The following is a 24,905-nucleotide window of genomic DNA, read 5'->3' as shown; positions in this document are numbered from 1 at the left end:
TCTAAAACACAATGTTCAAAATATTTATACAAAGACCTGTACTGGCAACCGTAATTTCCATTTTATTGGTAATTCTGGGGGTATTGGGTTTAACTAAACTGCCTTTACAACAGTTTCCTGATATTGCGCCTCCATCGGTTTTGGTAACGGCGGTATATCCGGGAGCCAACGCAGAAACGGTTTTACGTTCTGTGGCACCTTCTATCGAAGAATCTATAAATGGTGTAGAAAACATGACGTACATGAGTTCTACAGCCAGTAACGACGGTACTTTGGCTATTACCGTTTTCTTTAAATTGGGTACAGATGCCGACCAAGCTGCGGTAAACGTACAAAACAGAGTTGCTCAGGCAACAAGTCAGCTTCCTGCTGAAGTTGTACAGCAAGGTATTGTTACGGCGAAACAACAAAACAGTTTCATCATGGCAATTGGTATGTACACTGATGATGAAGCAAAATACGATCAAACCTTTGTTGCCAACTATGCACAGATTAATATTATTCCAGAATTAAAACGTATTCCAGGTGTAGGTTCTGCCAGTATTTTTGGTGGTGTAAAAGATTACTCTATGCGTGTTTGGTTAAATCCAACACAAATGTCAACTTACAAAGTGACGCCAAGTGAAGTTATGGGCGCAATTCAGGACAAAAGTTTGGAAGCAGCTCCAGGGAAATTTGGAGAGCGAAGCAAAGAAGTTTTTGAATACGTTATTAAATACAAAGGAAAATTAACCAAACCAGAAGATTATGAAAATATTGCTATACGTTCTAATGCAGATGGCTCAGTACTTCGCTTAAAAGATGTAGCGAGAGTTGAACTTGGAGCTTACTCTTATAACAGTTTAACTCGTTTAAATGGTAAAAAAGGAATCGTAATTGGGGTTATCCAGTTAGCTGGATCTAACTCAAATGATATTCAGATTGCCATTAACAAAATGATGGAAAAAGCTTCTAAAGATTTTCCAAAAGGTATTAAACACAATATTTTCTATAGTACAAAAGTATCTTTAGACCAATCTATCGAACAGGTCGAACATACCTTAATTGAAGCTTTCATTTTAGTATTCATTGTGGTATTTATCTTCTTGCAAGATTTTAGATCAACATTAATCCCGGCTATTGCTGTACCTGTAGCAATTTTAGGAACGTTCTTCTTCATGCAGTTATTCGGATTTTCGATCAACCTTTTAACGCTTTTCGCATTAATTCTAGCGATTGGTATTGTGGTCGATGATGCCATTGTGGTAGTCGAAGCGGTGCATGCGAAAATGGAGCACAAACGTTTGTCTCCAAAAATCGCCACCCATGAAGCAATGCACGAAATAACGGGTGCTATTATCTCGATTACGCTGGTAATGGCTGCTGTATTCCTGCCGGTTGGTTTTATGGAAGGCTCAACAGGAGTTTTCTATCGTCAGTTTGCCTTTACGATGGCAATTGCAATTGTAATTTCGGCTGTAAATGCCTTAACATTGAGTCCAGCGCTTGCTGCATTATTCTTAAAAGATAATCACGGAGCACACGATCACAATGAACCTTATCAGAAAAAAGGATTTAAAGAAAAATTCTTCAGTGCTTTCAACAGCAGTTTTGAATCGCTTACCAATCGTTACGTTGGCGGAATTAAATTCTTAATCAGAAGAAAATGGTTGAGTTTAGGCGGATTAGCTTTAATTACTTTAGCAACAGTGGTGATGGTAAAAACAACTCCTTCTGGGTTTATTCCAACAGAAGATCAAGGATTTATTGCGATTGCAGTAAATACGCCATCTGGAACATCATTAGACGGAACTCAAAAGGTAATGACCGAAGCTGAGAATACTTTAAAAGCATTAGACGCTTCACGATTTGTGACCGCAATTTCAGGTTTCAACTTGTTGACCAACTCTACGAGCCCATCTTCTGCAGTAGTTTTCGTATTGCTTAAACCAAACGAAGAACGTGGAGAAATAAAAAATATTGACGAAATCATGAATCAGGTTCGCGGTAAACTGGGATCTATTTCTGGAGGAAGTTTCTTCGTATTCAGTTTCCCAACCGTTCCAGGATTTAGCAACGTTGAAGCATTGGATTTAGTTCTGCAAGATAAAACAGGAGGAAAACTGGATAAATTCAGTGGAGTTTCTCAGAATTTTATCGGAGAATTAATGAAACGTCCTGAGATTGCCGTTGCCTTTACTTCTTTCAAAGCCGATTATCCACAATTGCAATTGGAAGTTAACGACGAAAAAGCAAATCAATTGGGTGTCAATGTAAAAGACATTTTACAAACGATGCAAGCTTACTTTGGTAGTGCACAAGCATCTGACTTTAACCGATTTGGTAAATATTACCGTGTAGTGGTTCAGGCTGATATCGAAGACAGAGCCGATCCGACTTCGATTGACAGAGTTTTTGTAAAAAACAAAACAGGCGAAATGGTGCCGATAAATACTTTAGTAAAACTGACTCGTATTTATGGTTCTGAAACCGCTTCTAGATATAATTTGTTTAACTCAATTTCAATTAATGCGATTCCAAAACCAGGATTTAGTTCAGGAGATGCCATTAAAGCTATTGAAGAAGTAGCAGCACAACAATTGCCTGCAGGTTACGGGTTTGAATTCTCGGGCCAAACGCGTGAGGAGATTTCGTCAGGAGGACAATCGGCAACTATATTCTTACTGTGTTTGATATTCGTTTATTTCTTACTTGCTGCACAGTACGAAAGTTACATTTTGCCTTTGGCAGTAATCTTGTCAATTCCTGCAGGTATTTTTGGAGTATTTGCTGCTATTGGTTTAACAGGAATTCAAAACAACATTTACGTACAAGTTGCACTTGTCATGCTGATCGGGCTTCTAGCCAAAAATGCCATTTTGATTGTGGAATTTGCAGCACAGCGAAGAAGATCAGGACAAGGTTTAGTAGCAGCTTCAATCATGGCAGCAAAATTACGTTTGCGACCAATTATCATGACCTCTCTTGCTTTTGTGGTGGGATTAATACCAATGATGAGCGCCAAAGGTCCATCGGCACAAGGTAACCATTCCATTAGTATCGGGGCAGCTGGAGGGATGCTTTCCGGAGTAATTCTAGGTTTGTTCATCATCCCTGTTTTATTCATCATCTTCCAGCATTTACAAGAAAAAGTGAGCGGGAAACCAATCGCTGTAATTCATAACGAAGAAAAATAATAAATGGAAAACTATATCACAACCATTCTTGTAGCCATCATATTTGGCATCGGATATATATCGTACAGAATCTCAAGAGATCTTGAAACCAGAAAAGATACTTGTATAGAGTAATCTGTTGAGAAAAAAATTAAACACATAGAAACATAGATTTTTTTTGCTTTTCGAAAGAATAGAGAAAGAAACTAGTTTCTAACACATAGATCTATGTGAATTTATGCAAGTGAAACGCCTTTTATGCGGTTTCAAAAGCTATGTTTCTATATGTTTTAAAAAAAATTACACCCAAACAGGTTAAAGGAATTTTAATAAAAAAGACTAATGAAAAATCATATAACCAAAATCGTGACCTTCGCCATTCTGATCACGACTTTAATATCCTGTAAAGTTTCGAAGGATATTGAAACTCCAAAAGATGCATTTCCTGAGAATTTCAGGAATGCATCGGTTTCGAGTGATACAACTAGTATTGCCGATGTGGAGTGGAAAAACTTCTTTACTGAAAAAGATATTATCAAATTAATTGACAGCGCCGTTGCGAGAAACAACGACCTTCAAATTGCCGAAAAGAACATCGAAATTGCACAATACAGATTCACTCAATCAAAATGGGGAAATGTGCCTCAGGTTAATTTATTTGTAAACGCAAGTACAAGCAATCCGTCAGACAATAGTTTTACGGGATTGAACTTAAATCAGGCAATCGGAGCTAAACATATAGACGACTATTCTGCTGGAGCTTCTCTTTCTTGGGAGGCTGATATTTGGGGAAAGATCAGAAACCAAAAGAAAGGGGCTTACGCAGGATATCTTCAATCTGAAGAAGTAAAAAAAGCATTGCAGACAAATATAGTAGCCAACGTTTCAAGAGGATATTATAATCTTTTGATGTTAGACGCTCAACTGGATATTGCCAGACAAAATCTTCGTTTAAATGATAGTACAACCAATATTATCAAATTAAAATACGATGCGGGTCAGGTAACTAATTTAGCGATTCAACAATCGGAAGCACAGAAATTAAACTCAGCACAATTGATTCCGCTATTGGAACAAAATATTGCTATTCAGGAAAATGCTTTGAGTGTTTTAACGGGTTCTTTCCCGAATTCTAAACAAAGATCTGTTCGTTTAAGTGCTCTTGAAGTAAAAAACAATACAGCAATTGGAGTTCCTTCTACCCTAGTTAGCAGAAGACCTGATGTTAAAAGTGCCGAACTGGCTCTTAAAGCTGCCAACGCAAATGTCGGTATTACGAAAGCGGATTTATACCCAGCTCTCAGAATTACGGCTCAAGGCGGCGTTAACTCTTTCGAAACCAGCAATTGGTTCAATATTCCAGCTTCATTATTTGGAACTGTTGCAGGAGGTTTAACTCAGCCTCTTTTAAACAACAAAAGAGTAAGAACGCAATACAATATCGCTGTTGCAGAAAGAGAAAAAGCAGTTTTAGCTTTCAGACAGTCCGTTTTGGTTGCCGTAAGCGAAGTTTCGGATGCTTTGGTTAAAGTAGAAAAATTACAGCAACAGGAAACGTTTTTAAAAGAAAAAGTAAAAACACTACAGCAAGCAATTAAAAATGCTAACCTTTTATTCAAAAACGGTATGGCAGAATATCTGGAAGTTTTAACAGCTCAGGCGAATCTTTTGCAAAGCGAATTGGAACTTGCTGATATCAAAAGACAACAACTTACAGCCAATACAGATTTGTACCGCGCTCTTGGCGGAGGTTGGAAATAATACCCTTTACATTACCCGTTAATTATTTATTTTTTGAGAGGAAAACGCTGTGAGACTTAGGTTTCATGGCGTTTTTTGTTTTTTTGCCGCTAAGACGCTAGGACGCGAAGTTTTTTGTTTGCCACGAATTGCACTAATTTGCACTAATTTCTTTTCTCTCTAATTATAAAAATAATTCGCGAAAATTCGTGAAATTCGTGGCAGTAAATTTTGTGCCTTAGCGCCTTCTGGCAAAAACAAAACAATCTATGACTGTCAATAAAGAAACATACCTGAACAATCTAAAATTATATTTCGAAAGTTACGCTCCTATTTCTGAAAAGTCATGGAAATTGATTGAAAACTTAACACATTTCCAGACCGTCAAAAAAGGAGAGATAGTATTAGAAAATGGGGAAATCTGCAAAAATCTTTATTTTATTGCAAAAGGAATTCTACGAACTTTTATCACAGATGAGCAAGGAAATTTCTATAACAAAAACCTTTTTCTCGAAAACAGATTGGCATGCTCGAAAGTTTCATCAATGTTGCAAATTCCTTCCAACTTTACGATCGAAGCTTTAGAAGATTGTATTTTAATCAATCTTAATTACAAAAAATATATCCAGTTGATTAGCGAAAATGATGATCTTAAAACCTTCTACATTGCATATTTAGAAAAAAACTGGATTATCGAAAAAGAACAAAGAGAAGTGGCGTTAGTTATGCAAAATGCAACCGAAAGATATATCAGTCTTCTAGAAAAACATCCAAGCATTGCCGAACGTGTTCCACTACTGCATATTGCTTCACATTTGGGTATTACTCCAACGCAGTTAAGCCGAATCAGAAAAAGTCTCGAAAAAGATTTGTGAATCAACATATGTAAAGGCTTTTCTCAAAGAACGGATTTATCTTTGTTCTATAATTCAAACTCGTCACAATAATGACCACTATAAATCTCATCAAAGACAATATTGATAATTTAACCACACTCTGGAAAACCGTTGCCACTCCTCTCCTTTCTTATCACAAAATTGATTTTTTAGAGTTTTCTCAAATCAAAAACTCAGGTTGGCCAAACAGATTATGGTTTCGAGAAGATATTAAAGAAGAAGATATGTCTCAGATTCTGGAAACTATTCATCAAAACCAAGGTTTAGTTGTTCCGTATTGGGATATTTTTGGAAGCAATTCTAAAGAGATTTTTGAAAAAAATGGCTTTAATGTCCGAATTCAGCTTGTAGCAATGGCATTAAAACTGGAAGAAAAATTTCCGGTTCAAAACAATCTTACTTTTAAAAGAGTTTTAAATGAAGAGGATGCTAAAACTTGGTCAGATATTTACCCATTGTCTTTTAGTTATGTAATCAGTAAAGAAACATTGGTTGCTAATTACGAAAATGCTAAATTTTATCTGGTTCATTTTGAAGGAAAACCAATTGGAACCTTGACTCTTTTTCAAACCGATACTATAATGGGAATTCACGGTGTCGGTGTTATTCCTGAAATGCGTAAAAGAGGTTTCGCAGAAAAAATCATGAAATTTGCCCTAAACGAAGCCATTGATGCTGATTGTGAATATGCCCAATTACAAGCTTCTTCTTTAGGAAAAGGTATTTATACGAGATTGGGATTTGAGGAATTGTTTACAATTACGAATTACCAACTGGCGTAAATTCCAAAATTTAAAATCCAAATTCCAATCAATTCGCTAATGGAATTTCTCGCAGAAATGCAAAGTCGCAAGGTTTAATATTTAAGCCACAGATTAAAAAGAGTAAAGGATTTTTTCTCGCAGATTTGGCAGATTGAGCAGATTAGATTTTTAAGCAAGAAAATAAATAATCTGCTCAATCTGCCAAATCTGCGAGAGCTAAAAAAACTTTGCGACTTCGCTCCAGATAGTTATCGGGATTGTGAGAGCTCAATCTAAAATCTATATTCTTTAATCTATTTTCTTTAATCTAAAATCTGCCTTCTAAAATCGAAAATCAGCATCTTGTCCAAAATGCCCCTAAAATAGTCGTAAATGTGTATTGGGTAACGAAAAAAACATTATTAGATTTGTAATACATTAACTAATTACTATTTAAAAACAAATACCCAATGAAAACAACCAAAATCATTTTCTGGACTACTACTATCCTTATTTTTTTATTTGAAGGCGTTATGCCGGCTTTAACTTCGCAGACCGAATTAGCCAAGGAAGGAATCAGACATCTAGGTTATCCGGAATATTTCGGCAATGCATTAGTAGTCTTTAAAATTCTTGGCGTTTTAGCTTTAATTATTCCGCAGGTTCCAGGACGCATTAAAGAATGGGCTTACGCTGGATTTGCTTTTGATTTTATTTTTGCTTCAATCAGCCATTTTGCTGTGGACGGAATTGATTTTCAAGGTTTCTTCCCAATTATTGTTCTGGGCATTTTAATAGTTTCTTATATAACTTATCATAAAATACAGCGTTATAAAAATATCGCGCTCTAAAACTCAAACTTTATGATTGAAGTTTTTAAAACCAATGTTCAGGAAGAATGGCAATGCAAAATTATCATTGAGAAACTTCTTGAACATTATCCCAACAGTTCCATCAACTTCGATTTAGAAGATTGCGACAAAATCCTACGTGTCCATGCCAATGAAATTTCGAACACCAAAATCATTTCTATCCTAAATTTTCATGGCTATTTTTGTGAAGCGCTTCCTTAAACTTTAACAGCTTACAAAACACTCATTCATAGTATTTTAATATTTTTTATCGTATATTTGAAATACTATCATTCCCCTAATTCTATAAAATTTAATTGAACAGAAAATGTACTCTGGGTTCTTTAAACTCATGGTTTGCATTTGCTGTTGATTTTCTAATTTCTAAATTAAATAAGATGAAAAGTGCAGTCCAAAATACTATTTTAGAAACTTATAGTAAACTGAATGATATTCTTTCCGCATTTACTCAGGAAGAAATTAACATAGTTCCGTTTGAAGGAAGCTGGACTGGCGGACAAACGGTACAGCACATTATTTTAGCCTGTTCCGACATTCCGAAGTTATTTGCGGGAAAAACCGAAAAGACTACTCGCAAACCCGACGAAAATGCCAAACAATTGGATGCTATCTTTTTAGATTTTAATACCAAATACCAATCTCCCGAAAATATAAAACCTCCTGAAATTGATTATGATAAAAACGATTTACAGGCTTCTATAAAAAAAATCCAAGATGATTTGTTTGAAGCTGCAGAAACATACGATTTAACGCTGATTTGTCTAGATGCTAAAATTCCCGGTTTTGAAAATTTCACCATCTACGAATGGCTTCATTTTGCCATTGTCCATACACAGAGACATACACATCAGTTGAAATCGATTTATGAAATTCTCAAGAAAAAATAACTAGCATTTAACCAAAACCAATTTTTATGAGATCAAAAGTTAAAACCATAGTTTCATCTGGTTTAGTAGCCGGTACTTTAGATATTACAGCAGCTATTTTAATTTATTCCGTGATTCTTCATAAAACAACCGCCGAAAAAATACTGCGTTCCATTGCAAGCGGCATATTCAAAAAAGAAGCTTATACAAGCGGACTAGAAATGACTTTTTTAGGACTGGGACTGCATTTTTTAATTGCCTTTATTTTTTCCTGGTTTTATTTTAAGATCTTTCCTTATATTCCCTTCTTTAAAATAAATACTTTCTTATCTGGAATCACTTATGGTTTCTTTATTTGGGTCGTCATGAATTTAATCGTGCTTCCAATTGTATTTCCTGTTTTACCAGAAAAGAATTTAGACTTTGCGCTTTTGCTTTCTATATTGATCGTCATTTTTTGTGTGGGAATTCCAATTGCATTTATAACGCGGAAATATTATGCGAAATGGTATTGAAATCTTAAAAAATAATCATTTTATCATTTCTGTAATTCCTACAAATAGCATTTATTGCAAATGTGCTTTTTTTTAACATAAAATTGCTGAAACACTTTATTTACCAAGGGTTTCAGTATTCTTCCTTATTCTTATAGAATTACCATGTGTAAGCATTTGAGTTAATTTTTTGATCGATTGCGTTAATTGTCCCTTCATGGCTAAAGTAATTTTAGATAAAATTATTTATAGCACTAGCAGAAGATGAAAAAAAATTGCTGTAACTAATTTTTAATGGCGCTGCCAATATATTTTGGGCAGTATTTCTGAACCTTGACGAGTTATTAACCGAACAAAAATTAATCCTCATGAAAACAATATCAAATAAATCAAAAATAGTTTTTTTATCTACTTTTCCGCCAACGCAATGCGGCATAGCAACCTATACTCAAGACACCATCAAAGGAATCACAGATGTTTATGGTAAATCTATTCAATGCGAAATATGTGAACTTGTTTTTGAACCAAAAGAAGAGCCTACGCAAGCTTATACCTTAAATACAAAAAACAGAGAAGAATATGCTAAAGTAGCCGAAGAAATTAATAAGGACGAAGCTGTAAAATTAGTTCACATCCAACATGAATTTGGATTGTTTTCAGGAAATTATGGAGATCATCTTTTAGACTTTTTAAATGTGATTAAAAAGCCGGTTACTTTTACGTTCCACAGTGTAATTCCAAATCCAAATGACGATTTAAGAACATTTGTAAAACTGTTATTAACTTACAGTAATTCAGTTTTTGTGATGACAAATAAATCAAAAGAAATATTAATTACTGATTATGAAATTGATGAAAAAATAATTACTTGCGTGCCACACGGAACTCATATCGTTGTCTATGAAACTCCTGAAACGGCAAAAGAAAGATTAGATATTCAAGACAGATTGGTTTTATCTACTTTCGGACTTTTGGGCGAAGGAAAAAATATAGAAACCGGATTGCAGGCGCTTCCAAAAATTATAGAAAAAGCACCAAATGCCTTGTATTTAATTATTGGCAAAACACATCCTAATTTAATTAAAGATGGCGTTGATACTTATCGTGATAAACTTGAAGGAATCGTTGAAGAACTAAATCTTCAAAATAATGTACGTTTTATCAATAAGTATTTAGATACCGATGAACTTTTAGAATATCTGAAAGCAACAGATATTTATATGTTTACTTCTAAAGATCCAAATCAGGCTGTAAGTGGCACTTTTTCTTATGCGATGGGTTGTGCTTGTCCAATTGTAGCTTCTAAAATTCCGCATACCAAAGAAGTTCTAAGTTCAGATTCTGGAATTTTATGTGATATTGGTGAGCCTGATCAGTTTGCTGAAGCCGCCATCAAACTGATTGAAGATGAAAACTTAAGAAATGAAATGGGAATCAATTCATTTACCAAAATGAGAGCTTCTTCATGGGAAAATGTTGCTATAACACAAGTGAATAGGTATAAAGAATTAATTGATAATCCATCGGAAATTAAATTTAGTTATCCAGATATTCAATTAAATCATATCAAAAAACTAACTACAGAATTGGGTATCATTCAGTTCAGTAAAATTTCTATTCCAGATCTTGATTCAGGATATACTTTAGATGACAATGCAAGAGCATTAATTGCTTTCTGTATGCATTACAAACAAACTCAGGATAAAGAAGATCTTGGATATATTCTAATCTATTTGGATTTTATCATACGTTGTCAACAGCCAAAAGGAGATTTCATCAATTATGTAGATCAGGAAAATCGCGAACATGTAGAACAAAATGCCGAAGTGAATTTAGAAGATTCCAATGCAAGAGCAATCTGGGCATTAGGAACTGTAGTTTCGATTTCAGACATTCTTCCTGAAGCAATCTACAAAAAAGCGGCAAAATGTTTACTGCATTCTTTAAAATGGGCCGAAAATATTCAGTCTCCACGTTCTATTGGTTTTGCTACAAAAGGTTTGTATCTGTATCATTCAACTATTCCGAATTTATATGTTGCGGCAATTATCAGCAAACTGAATGCGAAATTATTAGCCAATTATGAAGATACAGCAACCGAAGACTGGCAATGGTTTGAAAATTATTTAACATATGGAAACGGAATTTTACCAGAGTCTATGTTGTACGCTTATTTAATTACAGACAAACCGGTTTACAAAAAAGTAGCTTTAGATTCATTGGATTTCTTGATTTCTAAAACATTTGTCAATGGTAATTTCAAAGCTATTTCAAATCAGAGCTGGCATCATAAAGGTTCTGAGCCACACGAATACGGAGAACAGCCAATTGATGTAACTTATACTATTCAGACTTTAAATGCTTTTTATAATGCTTTTAAAACACCTGAATATAAAAAGAAAATGAAAGCAGCCTTCAATTGGTTTTTAGGTAAAAACCATTTAAATCAAATTATGTATAATCCGGTAAGCGGTGGCGGTTATGACGGATTGGAAAAACACAATGTAAACCTGAATCAAGGCGCTGAATCAACAGTTTGTTATTTAACAGCCAGATTATTAATGGAAAAATTGGCTATGTCACACTCTAAAGTGATTCCACTGATGAAAAACCGCTCTGGAATAGCTATAAATTCATAAGACGAAGCTAACCAATTACCTTCTCTTTTAAAACCCGGAAAATCCCTTTCTTGATGAAAGGGATTTTTTGTTTTTATAGCCACAAAAAAAGTTACGAATTAAAATATTTTATAAAAAAATCACAAAACATTTTACCTATCTACTAATAGGTAGTATATTTGTACAAAAATTGCAACCATGACAACAAAAGAAGTAATTGTAAACAAAGCAGATCAATATATCAGAGATAAAGGATATAATGCCTTTAGTTTTAAAGATCTGTCGAATGATATTGGAATAAAAACAGCGTCTATACACTATCATTTTCCAACAAAATCAGATTTAGGTGTGGCTACGGTAAAAGAGCATATAGATAGAATGGAAGCATTAAAACAAAAGGTTGCCAACGAATCTCCATTAATAAAACTCGAATCTTTTCTGGATGTTCAGACAAGAATTAAATATGAAAACAAAGTATGTATTGTCGGATCATTGGCAACAGATTTAAACACGCTGGACGAGTCCATAAAAGATGAACTTAAAAAATTCGCCCAATTGGTAATAGAATGGCTAACGGAAGTATTAACAGAAGGAAAAGAACAGCAGCTTTTTAATTTTCAAACCACAGCAAGAACAAAAGCATTAATGATTATAACCAACATGGTTGCAATAGTGCAACTTTCAAGACTTACAGATGATACTGATTTTGAAACTGTAAAAGAAACGATATTAACAGAATTAAGACCTCAACAATAATGAAAAGAGTAGTCATAACAGGATTAGGAGCTGTTACCCCTATTGGGAATAACGTTCAGGAATATTGGGAATCTTTAATTAATGGAGTTAGCGGAGCCGCTCCTATAACAAGATTTGACACCACACACTTTAAAACCAAATTTGCCTGCGAAGTGAAGAACTTTGATCCGCAGCATATTTTCGAAAAAAATGAAATCAGAAAATACGATCTTTTTACACAATATGCATTATATGCTGCAGACGAAGCTGTAAAAAATGCCAATATTGATTTTGACACCTTAAACAAAAACCGAATTGGAGTTATATGGGGATGCGGAGATGGTGGTATTTCAACTTTTGAAGAACAAATTGGAGAGTATATCAAGGGAAATGGCACACCAAGATTTAGTCCGTTTTTCATACCAAAAAGAATTGTAAATATCGCTTCGGGAGCAATCTCTATTAAATATGGACTTCGAGGAATCAATTACACAACTGCTGCGGCATGTTCTGCCAGTAATACTGCTATTATAGATGCCTTTAATTACATTCGCTGGGGAAAAGCCGATATGATTATCAGCGGTGGTTCTGAAGCCTCAGTTTCTGAATCTTCAATTGGTGGTTTTAATGCTTCAAAAGCATTGTCTACGCTAAATGAAGATTATACGAAAGCGTCACGTCCATTTGATGTAACCAGAGACGGATTTGTTTTGGGAGAAGGAGCCGGAGTTGTAATCCTGGAAAGCTATGAACATGCTATAAAAAGAAATGCTGTAATCCTTGCCGAAATTGTGGGCGGAGGTTTAGCTGCAGATGCTTATCATTTAACTGGAACACATCCTGAAGGAGAAGGAGCTGTTATAGGAATGGAACTTGCGCTCGAAGAAGCTGAAATTACACCAGATAAAATTGATTACATCAATGCGCATGCTACTTCTACTCCAACCGGTGATTTAAGTGAACTTAAAGCTGTAGAAAAAGTATTTGGAATAAAGCCTAATGCTAATATCAGTGCAACAAAATCGATGACCGGGCATTTACTTGGAGGTGCCGGAGCAATTGAAGCCATTGCCTGTATAAAGGCTGTTCAGGAAAACATTGTACCGCCAACTATAAATACTAAAACAATTCAGGATGATTACGCAGATAAATTTAATCTGACACTTGGCAAAGCACAATCCAGAACAGTGAATTATGCTATGAGCAATACTTTTGGATTTGGCGGACATGTTGCCAGCTCGATCTTTAAGAAATTTAAAGAATAAATTTATACAATAATATTTTCCAGAATCCCTTTCCTCAAAAAGAAAGGGATTTTTTTTGAGCAAAATCGAAAACGCAAAATCCCAATAATTATTATACACTTATGAAAATTATATAATGCTGCAAAAAATTTGTGTAAAATATTTTAACAAGTATTGAGCTAACTTTCATCTAGAATTTAATAAGTGCCTAAAGACTGTTAAAGAATTGATTTTCATTTTACAACATTCACATTAAAAACATAAACATTTTGATTCTCAACCTAAAAAATACATTTGCCGAAATTGGAGAAACGACTTTGTTCGCCAAGAAGTTTTTTAAGGAGGTTTTTATACCACCTTATGAGACCAAAGAGTTTTTGAAACAATGTTATACAATAGGATATAAATCACTGCCATTAGTTGCTATAACAGGTTTCATTATGGGTTTGGTGCTTACGTTGCAGTCAAGACCAACTTTAGTAAAATTTGGAGCCGAAAGCTGGCTTCCTGGAATGGTGGCGCTTTCGCTGATTAGAGAAATTGCGCCAGTAATTACAGCTTTAATCTGTGCTGGAAAAATTTCATCAGGAATTGGAGCCGAATTAGGTTCCATGAAAGTAACAGAACAAATTGATGCCATGGAAGTTTCAGCCGTTAATCCGTACAACTATCTGGTGGTGACTAGAGTATTGGCCTGTACCTTAATGGTTCCGGTTTTAGTCTTTTTTGCCGATGCAATTGGGATTATTGGCGGTTATGTAGGGATTAATATTCATGGAGATGTCAATTTTTATAGATACTTGACTCAAATTATTCAATCATTGGAATTTTTAGATTTATTTCCAGCCACCATTAAAACATTTTTCTTCGGATTTTTTATCGGCATGATTGGATGTTACAAAGGCTTTAATGCCTCAAACGGAACAGAAAGTGTTGGACAAGCGGCAAACTCAGCAGTAGTTACCGCATCATTAAGCATTTTCATTATTGATATGGTTGCCGTTCAAATAACCGATTTATTCTTTTAGCAATGGAAAAGGAAAAACTACATAAGGAACCTAAAACAAAAGACAAAGAGCAGTCTCCGATTATTGAGATTAAAGACCTGCACAAAACTTTTGGAAAAGATAATAAAGTCTTAAAAGGCGTAAATCTAACGTTGAACAAAGGCGAAGATTTAGTCGTTTTGGGTCGTTCGGGATCTGGAAAATCGGTTACCATAAAATGTATTGTCGGTTTGATTGAACCGGACAAAGGTGAAATAAAAGTATTTAATGAAAACGTGCTTCATATTTCTAAAAAAGAACTGAATGAGATTAGAGTAAAAATTGGTTTTCTTTTTCAAAGCGGTGCTTTATATGATTCCATGTCAGTTCGGGAAAATCTGGCTTTTACTTTAACCAAACACAAACGCGATTTAAGTCCTGAAGAAATTGAAAATGAAGTAATGGAAGCGCTTGAAAATGTGGGTTTAGCTGATGCTATTGATAAAATGCCTTCGGAACTTTCAGGCGGTATGAGAAAAAGAATCGGTTTGGCCCGCACATTAATTTTAAAGCCTGAAATCATTTTATACGATGAACCGACAACCGGTTTAGATACCATAACATCAAGAGAAATCAGCGAATTAATTTTAGATATCAAACACAAACAAAAAACATCTTCGATCATTATCACACACGATATGGCCTGTGCCAAACTGACTTCAGACAGAATCATTGTTTTAAAAGACGGTGTTATTCATGCCGAAGGAACTTACGAAGAATTAGAAAAAGATGAAGACGAATGGGTACGCTCATTTTTTGAATAAAGCAAAATAAAAAATAGAAATCATGGAAAAGCAATCAGGATATACTTGGAAATTAGGAATGTTTGTAACAATAGGTTTACTGCTTTTTATAATGGCCGTATATTTTATTGGGAAACAAAAAAACCTTTTTGGATCAACCTTTCATATTACTTCTCAGTTTAAAACTGTCAGCGGTCTGGAAGTTGGAAATAATGTTCGTTTCTCGGGAATCAATGTTGGAACAGTCGAACAGATTCAGCTAAAAAACGACTCAACCGTTTTGGTTGTTCTCGTTATGAAAGAAGACGTTCGAAAATTCATAAAAACAGATGCAACAGCCAGTATTGGCTCTGATGGTTTAATGGGCGATAAAGTATTGACCATTTCTCCTGGCTCTAAATCAAATAAAATCATTGAAGACAACGGCGTTATTGCTTCTGTGGATGGAATAGAAATGCACGATATTATGAAAAGCGTTAAAAAGAGCGTCGATAATATTGGTGTGATCTCAGACGAGATAGCCATTTTCAGCCATAGCATGAATAACGGAAACGGAGCTCTAGCACGTTTGGTTAAAGATGATAAAATGGCCAATAGCGTTTCGAATACTCTTTCGAACCTAGAGTCTGGTACAAAAGGTTTCAGTGATAATATGGAAGCCGCAAAAAGCAACTTTCTTCTGAGAGGTTACTACAGGAAAAAAGAGAAAGAAAAAGCTAAAAAACAGGAAGAAATAAAGGAGAAAAAGGAAGAACAACAAGAAAAAGCTGCTAAAGAAAAAGAAAAGAAAGAGAAGGAACTGAAGGAACAACAGGAGAAAGCTCAAAAAGAAAAAGAGGAAAAACAAAAACAGGAAGAAGCTAAAAAAGCAGAAACCGAAAAAAAATAACCTTAACCCTAAAATTAGAATCTTGAATATGAAATTTAGATTTTGACTTTTGGAATTTAGATTTTGGATTTTGGAATTTCACCTCCATTTATAACTCATAGTTCTATATTACAACTTTATGGTTTAAAATTCTGACAAAAAACTTATATTTTTAGTATTGGTTTTTAGACAGCAAAAACTTACATTATATGCCTTTTACATTTAAACATACCGCCATTAAATTTTTAAAGGTTACCGGAATAACAATTGCGGTAATCTTGTTTTTGCTATTTATTATTCCGTTACTGTTTCCTGGGAAAGTAGCTTCAGAAGTAAAGAAAATTGCCAACGAACGATTAGATACTAAACTGGATTTTACAAAATCTAAACTTTCCTTTTTTACTCATTTTCCATCGCTGACCGTTTCTTTAGATAATTTGTCATTAACAGGTTCTAAACCTTTCAGCAATGATACTTTATTGAAAGCAGACGAGGTTGCTTTTGGAATCAATTTAAAACGCTTGATTTTTGATAATGAAGTAAAAATCAATAAACTCTATGTTTCTGATGCATTAATCAATGTAATGGTGAACGAAAAAGGTCAAGCCAATTATAATATTTATGTTGCACCAGAAGACAGAAAAGACGAAAAAGAAGATCCAAATGCACCAGAAGAAGGAACCGCAATTCGATTAGAAAGAATTGATTTAAAAAACTGCCATGTAAAATACAACGACCGTTCGGCTAAAATTTTGGTGGATGCAAAAGGTTTTAATTATGTTGGAAAAGGAAATCTCAGCGAAGATATTTTTGACTTGGCAACCGATGCCAAAATCGACAACTTAGATTTTTATTACGATCGAACTGGATATTTAAGAAAGAAAAAAGTACAAGCCGATTTGATTACCCGAATCAATACGCATTCACTTTCGTTTATACTTCAGAAAAATGAATTAAAAATCAATAAATTACCTTTAAAATTTACAGGTTTATTTACCATTTTAAGAGACGGATATAAAATCAACATCAAAGCTGCTTCAGAGAATACGACTGTGAAAGATTTATTGTCTGTAATGCCACCTGAATATTTGACTTGGCTGGAGAAAACAGAAATTTCTGGAAGAAGTGATTTAATACTGACATTTAAAGGAGATTATAATGTTCAAAAAAAGCAAAAACCAAACTTAGCCTTTAACCTTAAAATTAATGAAGGTGCTGTAAACTACAAGGATGCTCCAGTTCCTTTAAAAGATTTTCAGATGGATTTAAATGCGATCCTTCCCTCTTTGGATACCGAACAATTATTGGTAAATCTTCGAACGTTAAAATTTAAAGTAGGCGAAAAAGATTATTTCAATGCTTATCTGCACAGTAAAGGTTTAAGCGAAATGAACATCAACGCCAGTGTAAAGGGAGATTTGGATTTAGCAGTTGTTGATGCCGCATTGGGATTAAATAGTATTGATTTAAAAGGAATTTTAAAAACAAACATTCAAGCTAAAGGATTATTCAGCACTTCAAAAAAATTGTTTCCAAAAACCATTGGAGGTATTTCATTGCGAAACGGCTGGCTAAAGACCGAATATTATCCGAATCCCATTACAAACATCACTTTTGTGGCCAATATGCTGAACAAAGCAGGAACTTTTCAAGATTTAATCGTAGCCGTTGCTCCCGCTTCTTTCACCTTTGAAGGAAATCCTGTTTATATAAATGCAACCTTATCCGATTTTAGTGATTTGGCTTACAATGCAAAAATAAAAGGCGAATTGAATGTAGGAAGAATTTATCAGGTCTTTTCACAAAAAGGGCTTGATTTGACAGGTTATGCCAAAGCCGATCTTTCGCTTAAAGGAAAACAAAGTTATGCTACAACAGGGCAATATGATAAACTGGATAATAAAGGAACTTTGATTCTCAAAAACATAAAAGCAACTTCAGAATTATTCCCAAAAGCTTTTTTTATCAAACAAGGAAATTTCCGTTTTCAGAATGAAAAAATGTGGTTTGAGAAATTCGATGCTTCTTACGGAAAATCTGATTTTGCTATTAATGGATATCTTTTAAATACCATAAATTATTTTTTAGAGTCAAACGGAACTTTGAGTGGTAATTTCAACTTAAAATCAAAATTGATTAATGTTGATGAATTTATGGCGCTTGAAGAAGGAGAAAATAAAGAGCAAAAGGTTGAGATTGAATATGCTAAAGAAGATCATCCTAAAATGAGCGGTGTGGTTCTGGTTCCGAAAAACTTAAACGTCTCTCTAACGGCAAATGCAGACAAAATTGAATACAACGGATTGAAATTTAATAAATTAAACGGAAAAATAGGCGTAAAAAAAGAAGGATTTTACTTAGAAAACACTACCTTTAATATCATTGACTGTATTTTAGGAATTAATGCGTCTTACAAAGACGAATCGCCAACATCTGCACATTTTGACGCCCATTTTACGGCAAAAGATTTTGATGTGCAAAGGGCTTACAAAGAAATTCCGATGTTTCATGATATGGTTACTGCTGCCGAAAAAGCCCACGGAATCGTTTCTGTCGACTATAAAATTAAAGGCGACTTAGACGGAAATATGAGCCCAATTTATGAATCCCTGCAAGGTGGCGGTACTTTAAATCTACGCGATGTAAAAATTAAAGGCCTAAAATTATTTGACGGAATTAGTTCTAAAACAGGACAAAATGGTTTGAATAATCCTGACATGAAAGGAATTGAAATCAAGTCGACGATAGATAAAAACCTAATTAATATCGAGCCGTTTACCTTTTCTGTAGCTAGTTTTAAACCTACAATTAAAGGAACTACAAGTTTTGATGGACTTTTGGATCTTAGAATGCGTCTTGGACTTCCGCTTTGGGGAATTATTGGTTTTCCAATTGTTGTCACTGGAACGCATGATGCTCCAAAAATTAAAATTTTCAGCAAAACAGGGCAAGAAATCAATCCTGCCGTTTATGATGAAAAAAACAATAAAGTTATTCGAAAAGAAAAAGTAAGTAAATCCAAAGCAAAATCGTAATGAAATCTAATTCACAACATAGTAACAGTGCATTCGAGAAGTTTGCTACAAAAGTTTCTAAAGCTGCTGGAAGCACGACTGCTTTTATTGGCGCATTTGTTATTGTTCTAGCTTGGGCGATTTCAGGCCCTATTTTCGATTATTCCGAAACCTGGCAATTGGTTATTAATACAGGAACAACCATCATAACTTTCTTAATGGTTTTCTTAATTCAGAAAGCACAAAATAAAGATTCACTTGCCATTCAGCTCAAATTAAACGAACTCGTAGCTTCGAACGACTTTTCCAGCAATAGTCTGGTTGATATAGAAAGTATGACTGAGGAAGAAATGATTATTATTCAGAAATACTATCATCGCTTAAGTGAATTGGCAAAAAAAGATGAAAGCATCAAAACTTCGCATTCTATCGCAGAAGCACATGAACTTCATAATCGTAAACAAAACAAAAACATTAAATCAACTAAAAAAATAGCGACCAAAAATACCACCAAAAACACCCCTAAAAACAACACCAAAAAATGAAATTAAGTTCTACCGAAACTTATTGGCCTTTAAAAGACGCTATGAAATATAGCTATCCCTCAATTGATTCTGATCTCAATACAGATATTTTAATTATTGGCGGCGGAATTACGGGAGCTTTAATGGCCTATAAATTAGTAAATGAAGGAAAAAGAATTATCCTTATCGACCGGCGGGATGTCTGTGGAGGCAGTACATCAGGAAGCACCGCATTATTGCAGTATGAAATTGATGTTCCCTTACATCAGTTAATTAAACTTCGTGGTGTAAAATGTGCCGTTGACAGTTATCAAAATGGTAAAAAAGCCATTTTTGATCTCCGCAATATTATCGACACCGTAGGTTCTAACTGCAATTTTGAATTCAAAAAAAGCATCTATTTTACAACGCTCAAAAAAGATGTTCCTTTTCTAAAAAATGAATACAAAATTAGGAAACAACACGGATTTGAAGTTAGCTGGCTCAGTAGATTTGAACTGCAAAAAATGGGGTTAAATGCCATTGCAGGTATAGAATCTAAAACCGCCGCAGTAATGGATCCGTATAAATTGGCAACCGATTTACTGCATCACTGTCATCAAAAAGGCATGCAGATTTATGATCGTACCAATGTGACTTCCATACAACACCAAAAAGGAAAAATTATCGCGCATACCGATTCTAAAAATACCATAACAGCCTCGCATATCATACATTGTACGGGTTATGAAAGTACTGAAACTTTATCCGAAAAGGTAGTCAATTTAAAAAGCACCTATGTTATTACTTCTGAAAGTCAATCTGATCTTCCTGAGCACTTTAAACATGCCATTTTTTGGGATACCGCCTCGCCTTATCATTACATAAGAACAACCGAAGACAACCGAATCATTATGGGTGGCGGCGACGAAGATTTTAAAGATCCTAAAAAAAGAGATAAGTTAATCCCTAAAAAAGAACAATATCTCCTGAAACAATTCTCCAAGCGTTTTCCGAATCTTGATTTTAAAATCGATTATTCTTGGGCAGGAACTTTTGGAGAAACAAAAGACGGACTTCCTTATTTCGGGAAACCAAATTCAAGACGAAACGAACATTATATCCTGGGTTTCGGAGGTAACGGAATCACGTTTAGCGTCCTTGGAATGAATTCTATTCTGGATTCTCTTCACAATAAAAAGAATATGGATTTGGAATATTATAAGTTTGGAAGATGATTTTTTATAGATACAAAGGTGCAAAGTGACAAAGTAACAAAGTGACAAAGGTTTTAACTTTGCTTAGAAAGCCTCTGTTACTTTGTTACTTTGTCACTTTGTCACTTTGCATCTTTGAACCTTTCTATCTAAAAAAAAAACTAAGATTCTAAGTTTGGAGCCTTTAAGTCTTCACTTAAAACCTCAGCGACTCAGAATCTTAGCACTTTAGTATATATCTTGCTTAATAGCTAACACCATTATTTTTTAATTCAGAGGACAAACCTTTGTCACTATGCCACTCTGAGCCTTTGAACCTAAGCTGTAATAGCCAAAGAATTCAAATTAAACTTATACTCTTTTGGACTGCAGTTGAATTTTTGTTTGAAGATTTTCGAAAAATAACTTCTGCTTGTAAAGCCAATGCAATACACTATTTCAGAAATATTTAAGTCAGAAGTTCTGATTAAGATTTCTGCTTTCAAGACACGCATATGTGTGATATAATCGTTTACAGTTCGATTGTGGATCATTTTAAATCCTTCCTGAAGTTTGTTTGGAGACAATCCTGATTTTTTACTCAATGATTTTATTGAGAAAGCTTCTTCTGGACTTGTTTTGATAAATTCTGAAAGCTCTTTAATTTCTTCCATTTCTCTTAAAGTTAATCCGCTTGATTCATTGGCAAAAGCATGTAAATCATCTGAATGCTGTTGAATTTCCATTGCCAGAATAATTCTCATAATACCTTCTTTCAATAAATTTCGAACAATACCGGTTTGTGTAATCGAATTAAGTTGTTCGATTTTTTCGGCAATCTGTAAATTATAGGAACCAATGTAAAAGAAATCTTGAACCAGATTATTTTCAAAAAAGGTATCTTTTACCTGTTGATTCAAGGAATGAGACTGGGTTACAACATCAGTTTGAGTTCCAACAATAATTAAAGTCAGTTTGGTTTTCTTTCCTTTTTCAAAATACAAGATATTGTCCTGATTTTGTTTGGAAGTTACAATTGCTGTCTGAAAAGTTTTTAGTTTTCTCTCTTCCCCATTCAATCCAAAACTATGCGATAAATTTCCCTTTGAACAATAAGCAAAATAAATAGGAGACGATTTCACATTGAGAATATCCAATCGAACATCTGCTGAAAATGTCATATCAAACTGTACATAAGAAATATTATCGTTAAATGAAGCTCCAACAATAGAACCTACAGCAAAACTATTTTCTACCTCTAAAATATATTCATCTAAGTCATAAGTCACCTTACCACCAAAATCAGCATGAAGTTCATCAAATATATTTTGGGTTTTCTCTGTATTTATCGTAATAATTTTCATGGCTATGGATTTAAATTTGATAATTTGCGAGACAGATTTTAAAATCAACTTCATTATTGCTACATTTTAAAAAATCTGTGATTCAAAGTTCGTTCAATCACAAACCAATTTTGTTATATAATTTTCTCGTTTTGTTTTATAATTCCTTATTAATGATTATTTTAACAAATCTTAAAAAATATCGATTCCCTAAACATGAAAAGTTTCTCTTTTGCTCCCATTAGTTCTAAAAATTCTAAAATCCTGATCTTAGGCACAATGCCCGGTATAAAATCTTTAGAACTCAATCAATATTATGGACATAGTCAAAACAACTTCTGGAAATTCTTATTTTCAATTCTAGAAGAAGAATTTTCATACGATTATGAAACGAGAAAAAATTTATTAGTAAAAAATAATATCGCGCTTTGGGATGTCTTACAATTTTGTGACCGTGTGGGAAGCTTAGATAGTGCCATCAAAAACGAAATCGCTAACGATTTTGAAAATTTTCTGAAAAAACACCCTCAAATAGAGGTTATTCTTTTTAACGGACAAAAAGCGGCGGCATTTTTCAAGAAATATGTACATTTAAATAAAGAATACCTGCAAATCACCCTCCCATCTACAAGCCCTGCCAATGCTGGCAAGGCTTTTCATGATAAATTGACTGAATGGAACATTATTAAAACCTTATTATAATCATTCCTTTTTTTATATAATTAAAATCCAAATATTGGAATCTTGTAACTTTTTCCGATTAAAATATAACAAATTACAGCTACTCCTGAACTAATTTTACATTAAAGAAAAATAAGCCATATTAAAAGATTGGTTGACGAAGAGGAAAGGCTTTATTCTTACTAAAATTACTTAGAAAACTGTAAAAAGTTTATACTATAAAGAGAACATTGGTTATGTTAGTTTATTTTTGGGAAAAGGCTGCTCTATAATTTTTTATAGAGCAGCTTTGTTTTTTAGAGTATCTTTAAAAGAAAAAACGATGAGGATTCAGACCTATTACAATCATATACGGTTTTACAAACCACACCATTTTATATATTATCCTATCTTAATTGTATTTTTAATCAGCAGTATTTATTTTGCTATTACAACCGAAGATTATTTGATTTGGTCTTTCATAAGTGTTGTTTTTGTTTTCCTTTTTGCTGTTGCTTTTATGCTCCGCCAGCATTATGCCTTAACACTTCAAAACAGAATTATACGTTTAGAAATGCGTTACCGTTATTTTACTTTAACGGGTAAAAGATTTGAAGAATTTGAATATAAATTGACAGACGATCAAATATTTGCGTTAAGATTTGCTCCAGACAACGAATTGATTCCACTTATCGAAGACGCACTAAAAAATGGCTTGAGTGGTGATGCAATAAAAAAAGCCATCGTACATTGGAAAGCAGATTACCATAGAGTTTAGCAATTTCAAAAATCAATGGAAATGTTAATGAGAATGATAAAATTTAATTTTAATGATTCCTGTTATTGCTTTTGAGTATTTTTATTGATATTGAATTTCGATATTGACATTGTTATTGTAATTTCTTTTTATTGAAAATCAGATAGAAAAGAAACAACACAAGCCAAACGGAAACAATTACTGCAAAATATATCGCAATGATGTTTGGATGGAGATAATTAGGTTCATAAAAGAGTCTTTCTAAGGTCGCAAACTTTTCTGTCAAAGCCTTTCTGTCAAAAGTATTTCTAATGCCACTTATAGGATCGTCATGATTGTCTCTGTAACGATAAACGTCTGCCGTTAACTGTTTTGGAACTATATTCGTCTCAATTTTATACTTTCTAAAAAGCGTGTCTAGTTTCTGAAACTCATAAGTCAACGAATCTTTTTTGGATTGATACAATAACTTATACCGATCTTTAGCCGACTGATATTGCTGTTGGTAAACAGAATCTCCTTTGACGGGTTTAAACAACGATTTGTTCTGTAAAAAGATACAAATATCATCATCGTGTTCTGGATGTACCTGAACACTCTTAAAAATAATTTCCGTACTATCCTTAATCACTTTTTTAGAGATAATTCTTTTGTACAGTTCTTCTTTATCAAAGCCCAGAATATCAAAAATACTATCAGCTTTATTAGTTGTTTTATCAAAAGTTCCCGTTAAAGTTTTGATTGTATCTACGCTGTAATAACTGGTTTCAATAATTGGATATTCACCTGGATCCAACGTATCTTCCTGTTTTATTACTGGATAAGGCTTTGGGTATAAAATGTTCTCATAATTGAATAATTTATCCGAACTATAAGATGTAAATCCATATAAAAACGGATTCAAAACATTCAGCAGTTTTTTGTCTTTATTAAAATCATTTTCAGAAAGTTCTGTTTTAAGCTTGGCATTCATCCCAAAGCTATAACTGATAAAGAACGAGAATGTCAAAAATGAAACCAATAACAAACAACCCGCAATTTGAAACAGATTTCCCCCTTTATAACTTTCTCTCGAATGATTTTTTACTAAAAAAATAAGAAAAAAAAGTAAAAACAAGCCACTCACAAAAAAGTGTGAAATGGAAACGTCATCATAAAATTTAAAACGGTAAAACTCAGTATAAATATCAATATTTGCTATTCCTTCAAAAGTAAAATAACCGTACAAAAAGTAAACTAAATGGATTAAGGCTAAGACAATTAAAGATTTTAAGAAATAACGTTTTAGATTTGGGGTCATTTTTTTAAAGTTGCTAAGGTTTTGAGATTCTAAGATACTAAGTTTTTTTTGAAAAGAGACAAAGGGACAGAGAAACAAAGTGGCAAAGTTTTTTTTTGAAAAGAGACAAAGT

Annotated in this window: 21 protein-coding genes; 19 read left to right on the top strand and 2 right to left on the bottom strand. The window is 33.8% G+C overall.

Annotation, left to right across the window (positions count from 1 at the left end; translation table 11 throughout):
- The first annotated feature begins 11 nt into the window (after positions 1 to 11).
- From BM289_RS11295 to BM289_RS11215, 17 genes are all read left to right on the top strand, one after another.
- Positions 12 to 3,176: an efflux RND transporter permease subunit gene (locus BM289_RS11295; RefSeq protein WP_091493254.1), complete on the top strand. Its 3,165-nt coding sequence runs from the start codon at positions 12 to 14 to the stop codon at positions 3,174 to 3,176.
- A gap of 321 nt (positions 3,177 to 3,497) precedes the next feature.
- Positions 3,498 to 4,916 carry a TolC family protein gene (locus tag BM289_RS11290; RefSeq protein ID WP_091493252.1) on the top strand — a complete coding sequence of 473 codons (1,419 nt, stop codon included), beginning with the start codon at positions 3,498 to 3,500 and terminating at the stop codon, positions 4,914 to 4,916.
- Positions 4,917 to 5,164: 248 nt separating this feature from the next.
- On the top strand, positions 5,165 to 5,770 hold the full coding sequence (locus BM289_RS11285; protein ID WP_091493251.1) for a Crp/Fnr family transcriptional regulator: 606 nt from the start codon (positions 5,165 to 5,167) through the stop codon (positions 5,768 to 5,770).
- Between the two features lie 71 nt (positions 5,771 to 5,841).
- Positions 5,842 to 6,573: a GNAT family N-acetyltransferase gene (locus BM289_RS11280; RefSeq protein WP_091493249.1), complete on the top strand. Its 732-nt coding sequence runs from the start codon at positions 5,842 to 5,844 to the stop codon at positions 6,571 to 6,573.
- Between the two features lie 431 nt (positions 6,574 to 7,004).
- Complete coding sequence (locus tag BM289_RS11275) at positions 7,005 to 7,385, top strand: DoxX family protein (protein ID WP_091493247.1); 381 nt, start codon at positions 7,005 to 7,007, stop codon at positions 7,383 to 7,385.
- Between the two features lie 12 nt (positions 7,386 to 7,397).
- Positions 7,398 to 7,607, top strand: coding sequence for a hypothetical protein (locus BM289_RS11270; protein WP_091493246.1), 210 nt, complete (start codon positions 7,398 to 7,400; stop codon positions 7,605 to 7,607).
- Positions 7,608 to 7,783: 176 nt separating this feature from the next.
- Positions 7,784 to 8,293, top strand: a complete 510-nt coding sequence (locus BM289_RS11265; protein ID WP_091493406.1) for a DinB family protein — start codon at positions 7,784 to 7,786, stop codon at positions 8,291 to 8,293.
- Positions 8,294 to 8,319: 26 nt separating this feature from the next.
- Positions 8,320 to 8,787 (top strand): DUF1440 domain-containing protein, encoded by a 468-nt coding sequence (locus BM289_RS11260; RefSeq protein WP_091493244.1) that lies wholly within the window; start codon positions 8,320 to 8,322, stop codon positions 8,785 to 8,787.
- A 347-nt stretch (positions 8,788 to 9,134) separates the two neighbouring features.
- Entirely contained in the window at positions 9,135 to 11,405 is a 2,271-nt protein-coding gene (locus BM289_RS11255) for a glycosyltransferase (RefSeq protein WP_091493243.1), read from the top strand.
- A gap of 177 nt (positions 11,406 to 11,582) precedes the next feature.
- Entirely contained in the window at positions 11,583 to 12,140 is a 558-nt protein-coding gene (locus tag BM289_RS11250; RefSeq protein ID WP_091493241.1) for a TetR/AcrR family transcriptional regulator, read from the top strand.
- Positions 12,140 to 13,384 (top strand): beta-ketoacyl-ACP synthase II, encoded by a 1,245-nt coding sequence (fabF, locus tag BM289_RS11245; protein ID WP_091493240.1) that lies wholly within the window; start codon positions 12,140 to 12,142, stop codon positions 13,382 to 13,384. The genes BM289_RS11250 and fabF overlap by 1 nt, the downstream gene beginning before the upstream one ends.
- Positions 13,385 to 13,632: 248 nt before the next feature.
- A complete protein-coding gene (locus tag BM289_RS11240; protein ID WP_091493238.1) occupies positions 13,633 to 14,391 on the top strand; it encodes an MlaE family ABC transporter permease in 759 nt (252 codons plus the stop codon).
- Between the two features lie 2 nt (positions 14,392 to 14,393).
- Positions 14,394 to 15,173, top strand: coding sequence for an ABC transporter ATP-binding protein (locus BM289_RS11235; protein ID WP_091493237.1), 780 nt, complete (start codon positions 14,394 to 14,396; stop codon positions 15,171 to 15,173).
- 22 nt (positions 15,174 to 15,195) lie between these two features.
- Complete coding sequence (locus tag BM289_RS11230; protein ID WP_091493235.1) at positions 15,196 to 16,041, top strand: MlaD family protein; 846 nt, start codon at positions 15,196 to 15,198, stop codon at positions 16,039 to 16,041.
- A 188-nt stretch (positions 16,042 to 16,229) separates the two neighbouring features.
- A complete protein-coding gene (locus tag BM289_RS11225; protein ID WP_091493234.1) occupies positions 16,230 to 19,055 on the top strand; it encodes an AsmA family protein in 2,826 nt (941 codons plus the stop codon).
- A complete protein-coding gene (locus tag BM289_RS11220) occupies positions 19,055 to 19,579 on the top strand; it encodes a low affinity iron permease family protein (RefSeq protein WP_091493232.1) in 525 nt (174 codons plus the stop codon). Before BM289_RS11225 ends, BM289_RS11220 begins: the two co-directional genes overlap by 1 nt.
- Entirely contained in the window at positions 19,576 to 20,775 is a 1,200-nt protein-coding gene (locus BM289_RS11215) for an NAD(P)/FAD-dependent oxidoreductase (RefSeq protein WP_091493231.1), read from the top strand. The genes BM289_RS11220 and BM289_RS11215 overlap by 4 nt, the downstream gene beginning before the upstream one ends.
- 296 nt (positions 20,776 to 21,071) lie before the next feature.
- Here BM289_RS11215 and BM289_RS11210 read toward each other — a convergent pair whose 3' ends face one another.
- On the bottom strand, positions 21,072 to 22,097 hold the full coding sequence (locus BM289_RS11210) for a helix-turn-helix domain-containing protein (protein WP_091493404.1): 1,026 nt from the start codon (positions 22,095 to 22,097) through the stop codon (positions 21,072 to 21,074).
- A gap of 195 nt (positions 22,098 to 22,292) precedes the next feature.
- On the opposite strand from BM289_RS11210, the gene BM289_RS11205 reads away from it, so the two are divergent.
- Together BM289_RS11205 and BM289_RS11200 are read left to right on the top strand one after the other, a co-directional pair.
- Positions 22,293 to 22,778: a DNA-deoxyinosine glycosylase gene (locus BM289_RS11205; RefSeq protein ID WP_091493229.1), complete on the top strand. Its 486-nt coding sequence runs from the start codon at positions 22,293 to 22,295 to the stop codon at positions 22,776 to 22,778.
- A gap of 301 nt (positions 22,779 to 23,079) precedes the next feature.
- Positions 23,080 to 23,514 (top strand): DUF6526 family protein, encoded by a 435-nt coding sequence (locus tag BM289_RS11200; protein WP_091493401.1) that lies wholly within the window; start codon positions 23,080 to 23,082, stop codon positions 23,512 to 23,514.
- A gap of 112 nt (positions 23,515 to 23,626) precedes the next feature.
- Here BM289_RS11200 and BM289_RS11195 read toward each other — a convergent pair whose 3' ends face one another.
- A complete protein-coding gene (locus BM289_RS11195; protein ID WP_091493227.1) occupies positions 23,627 to 24,793 on the bottom strand; it encodes a hypothetical protein in 1,167 nt (388 codons plus the stop codon).
- Positions 24,794 to 24,905: the final 112 nt, after the last annotated feature.

The sequence above is a fragment of the Flavobacterium phragmitis genome (assembly GCF_900112575.1).
Lineage (GTDB): Bacteria > Bacteroidota > Bacteroidia > Flavobacteriales > Flavobacteriaceae > Flavobacterium > Flavobacterium phragmitis.
The sequence above is the reverse complement of the archived record's forward strand: the minus strand, read 5'-3'. Positions and strand labels throughout refer to the sequence as shown.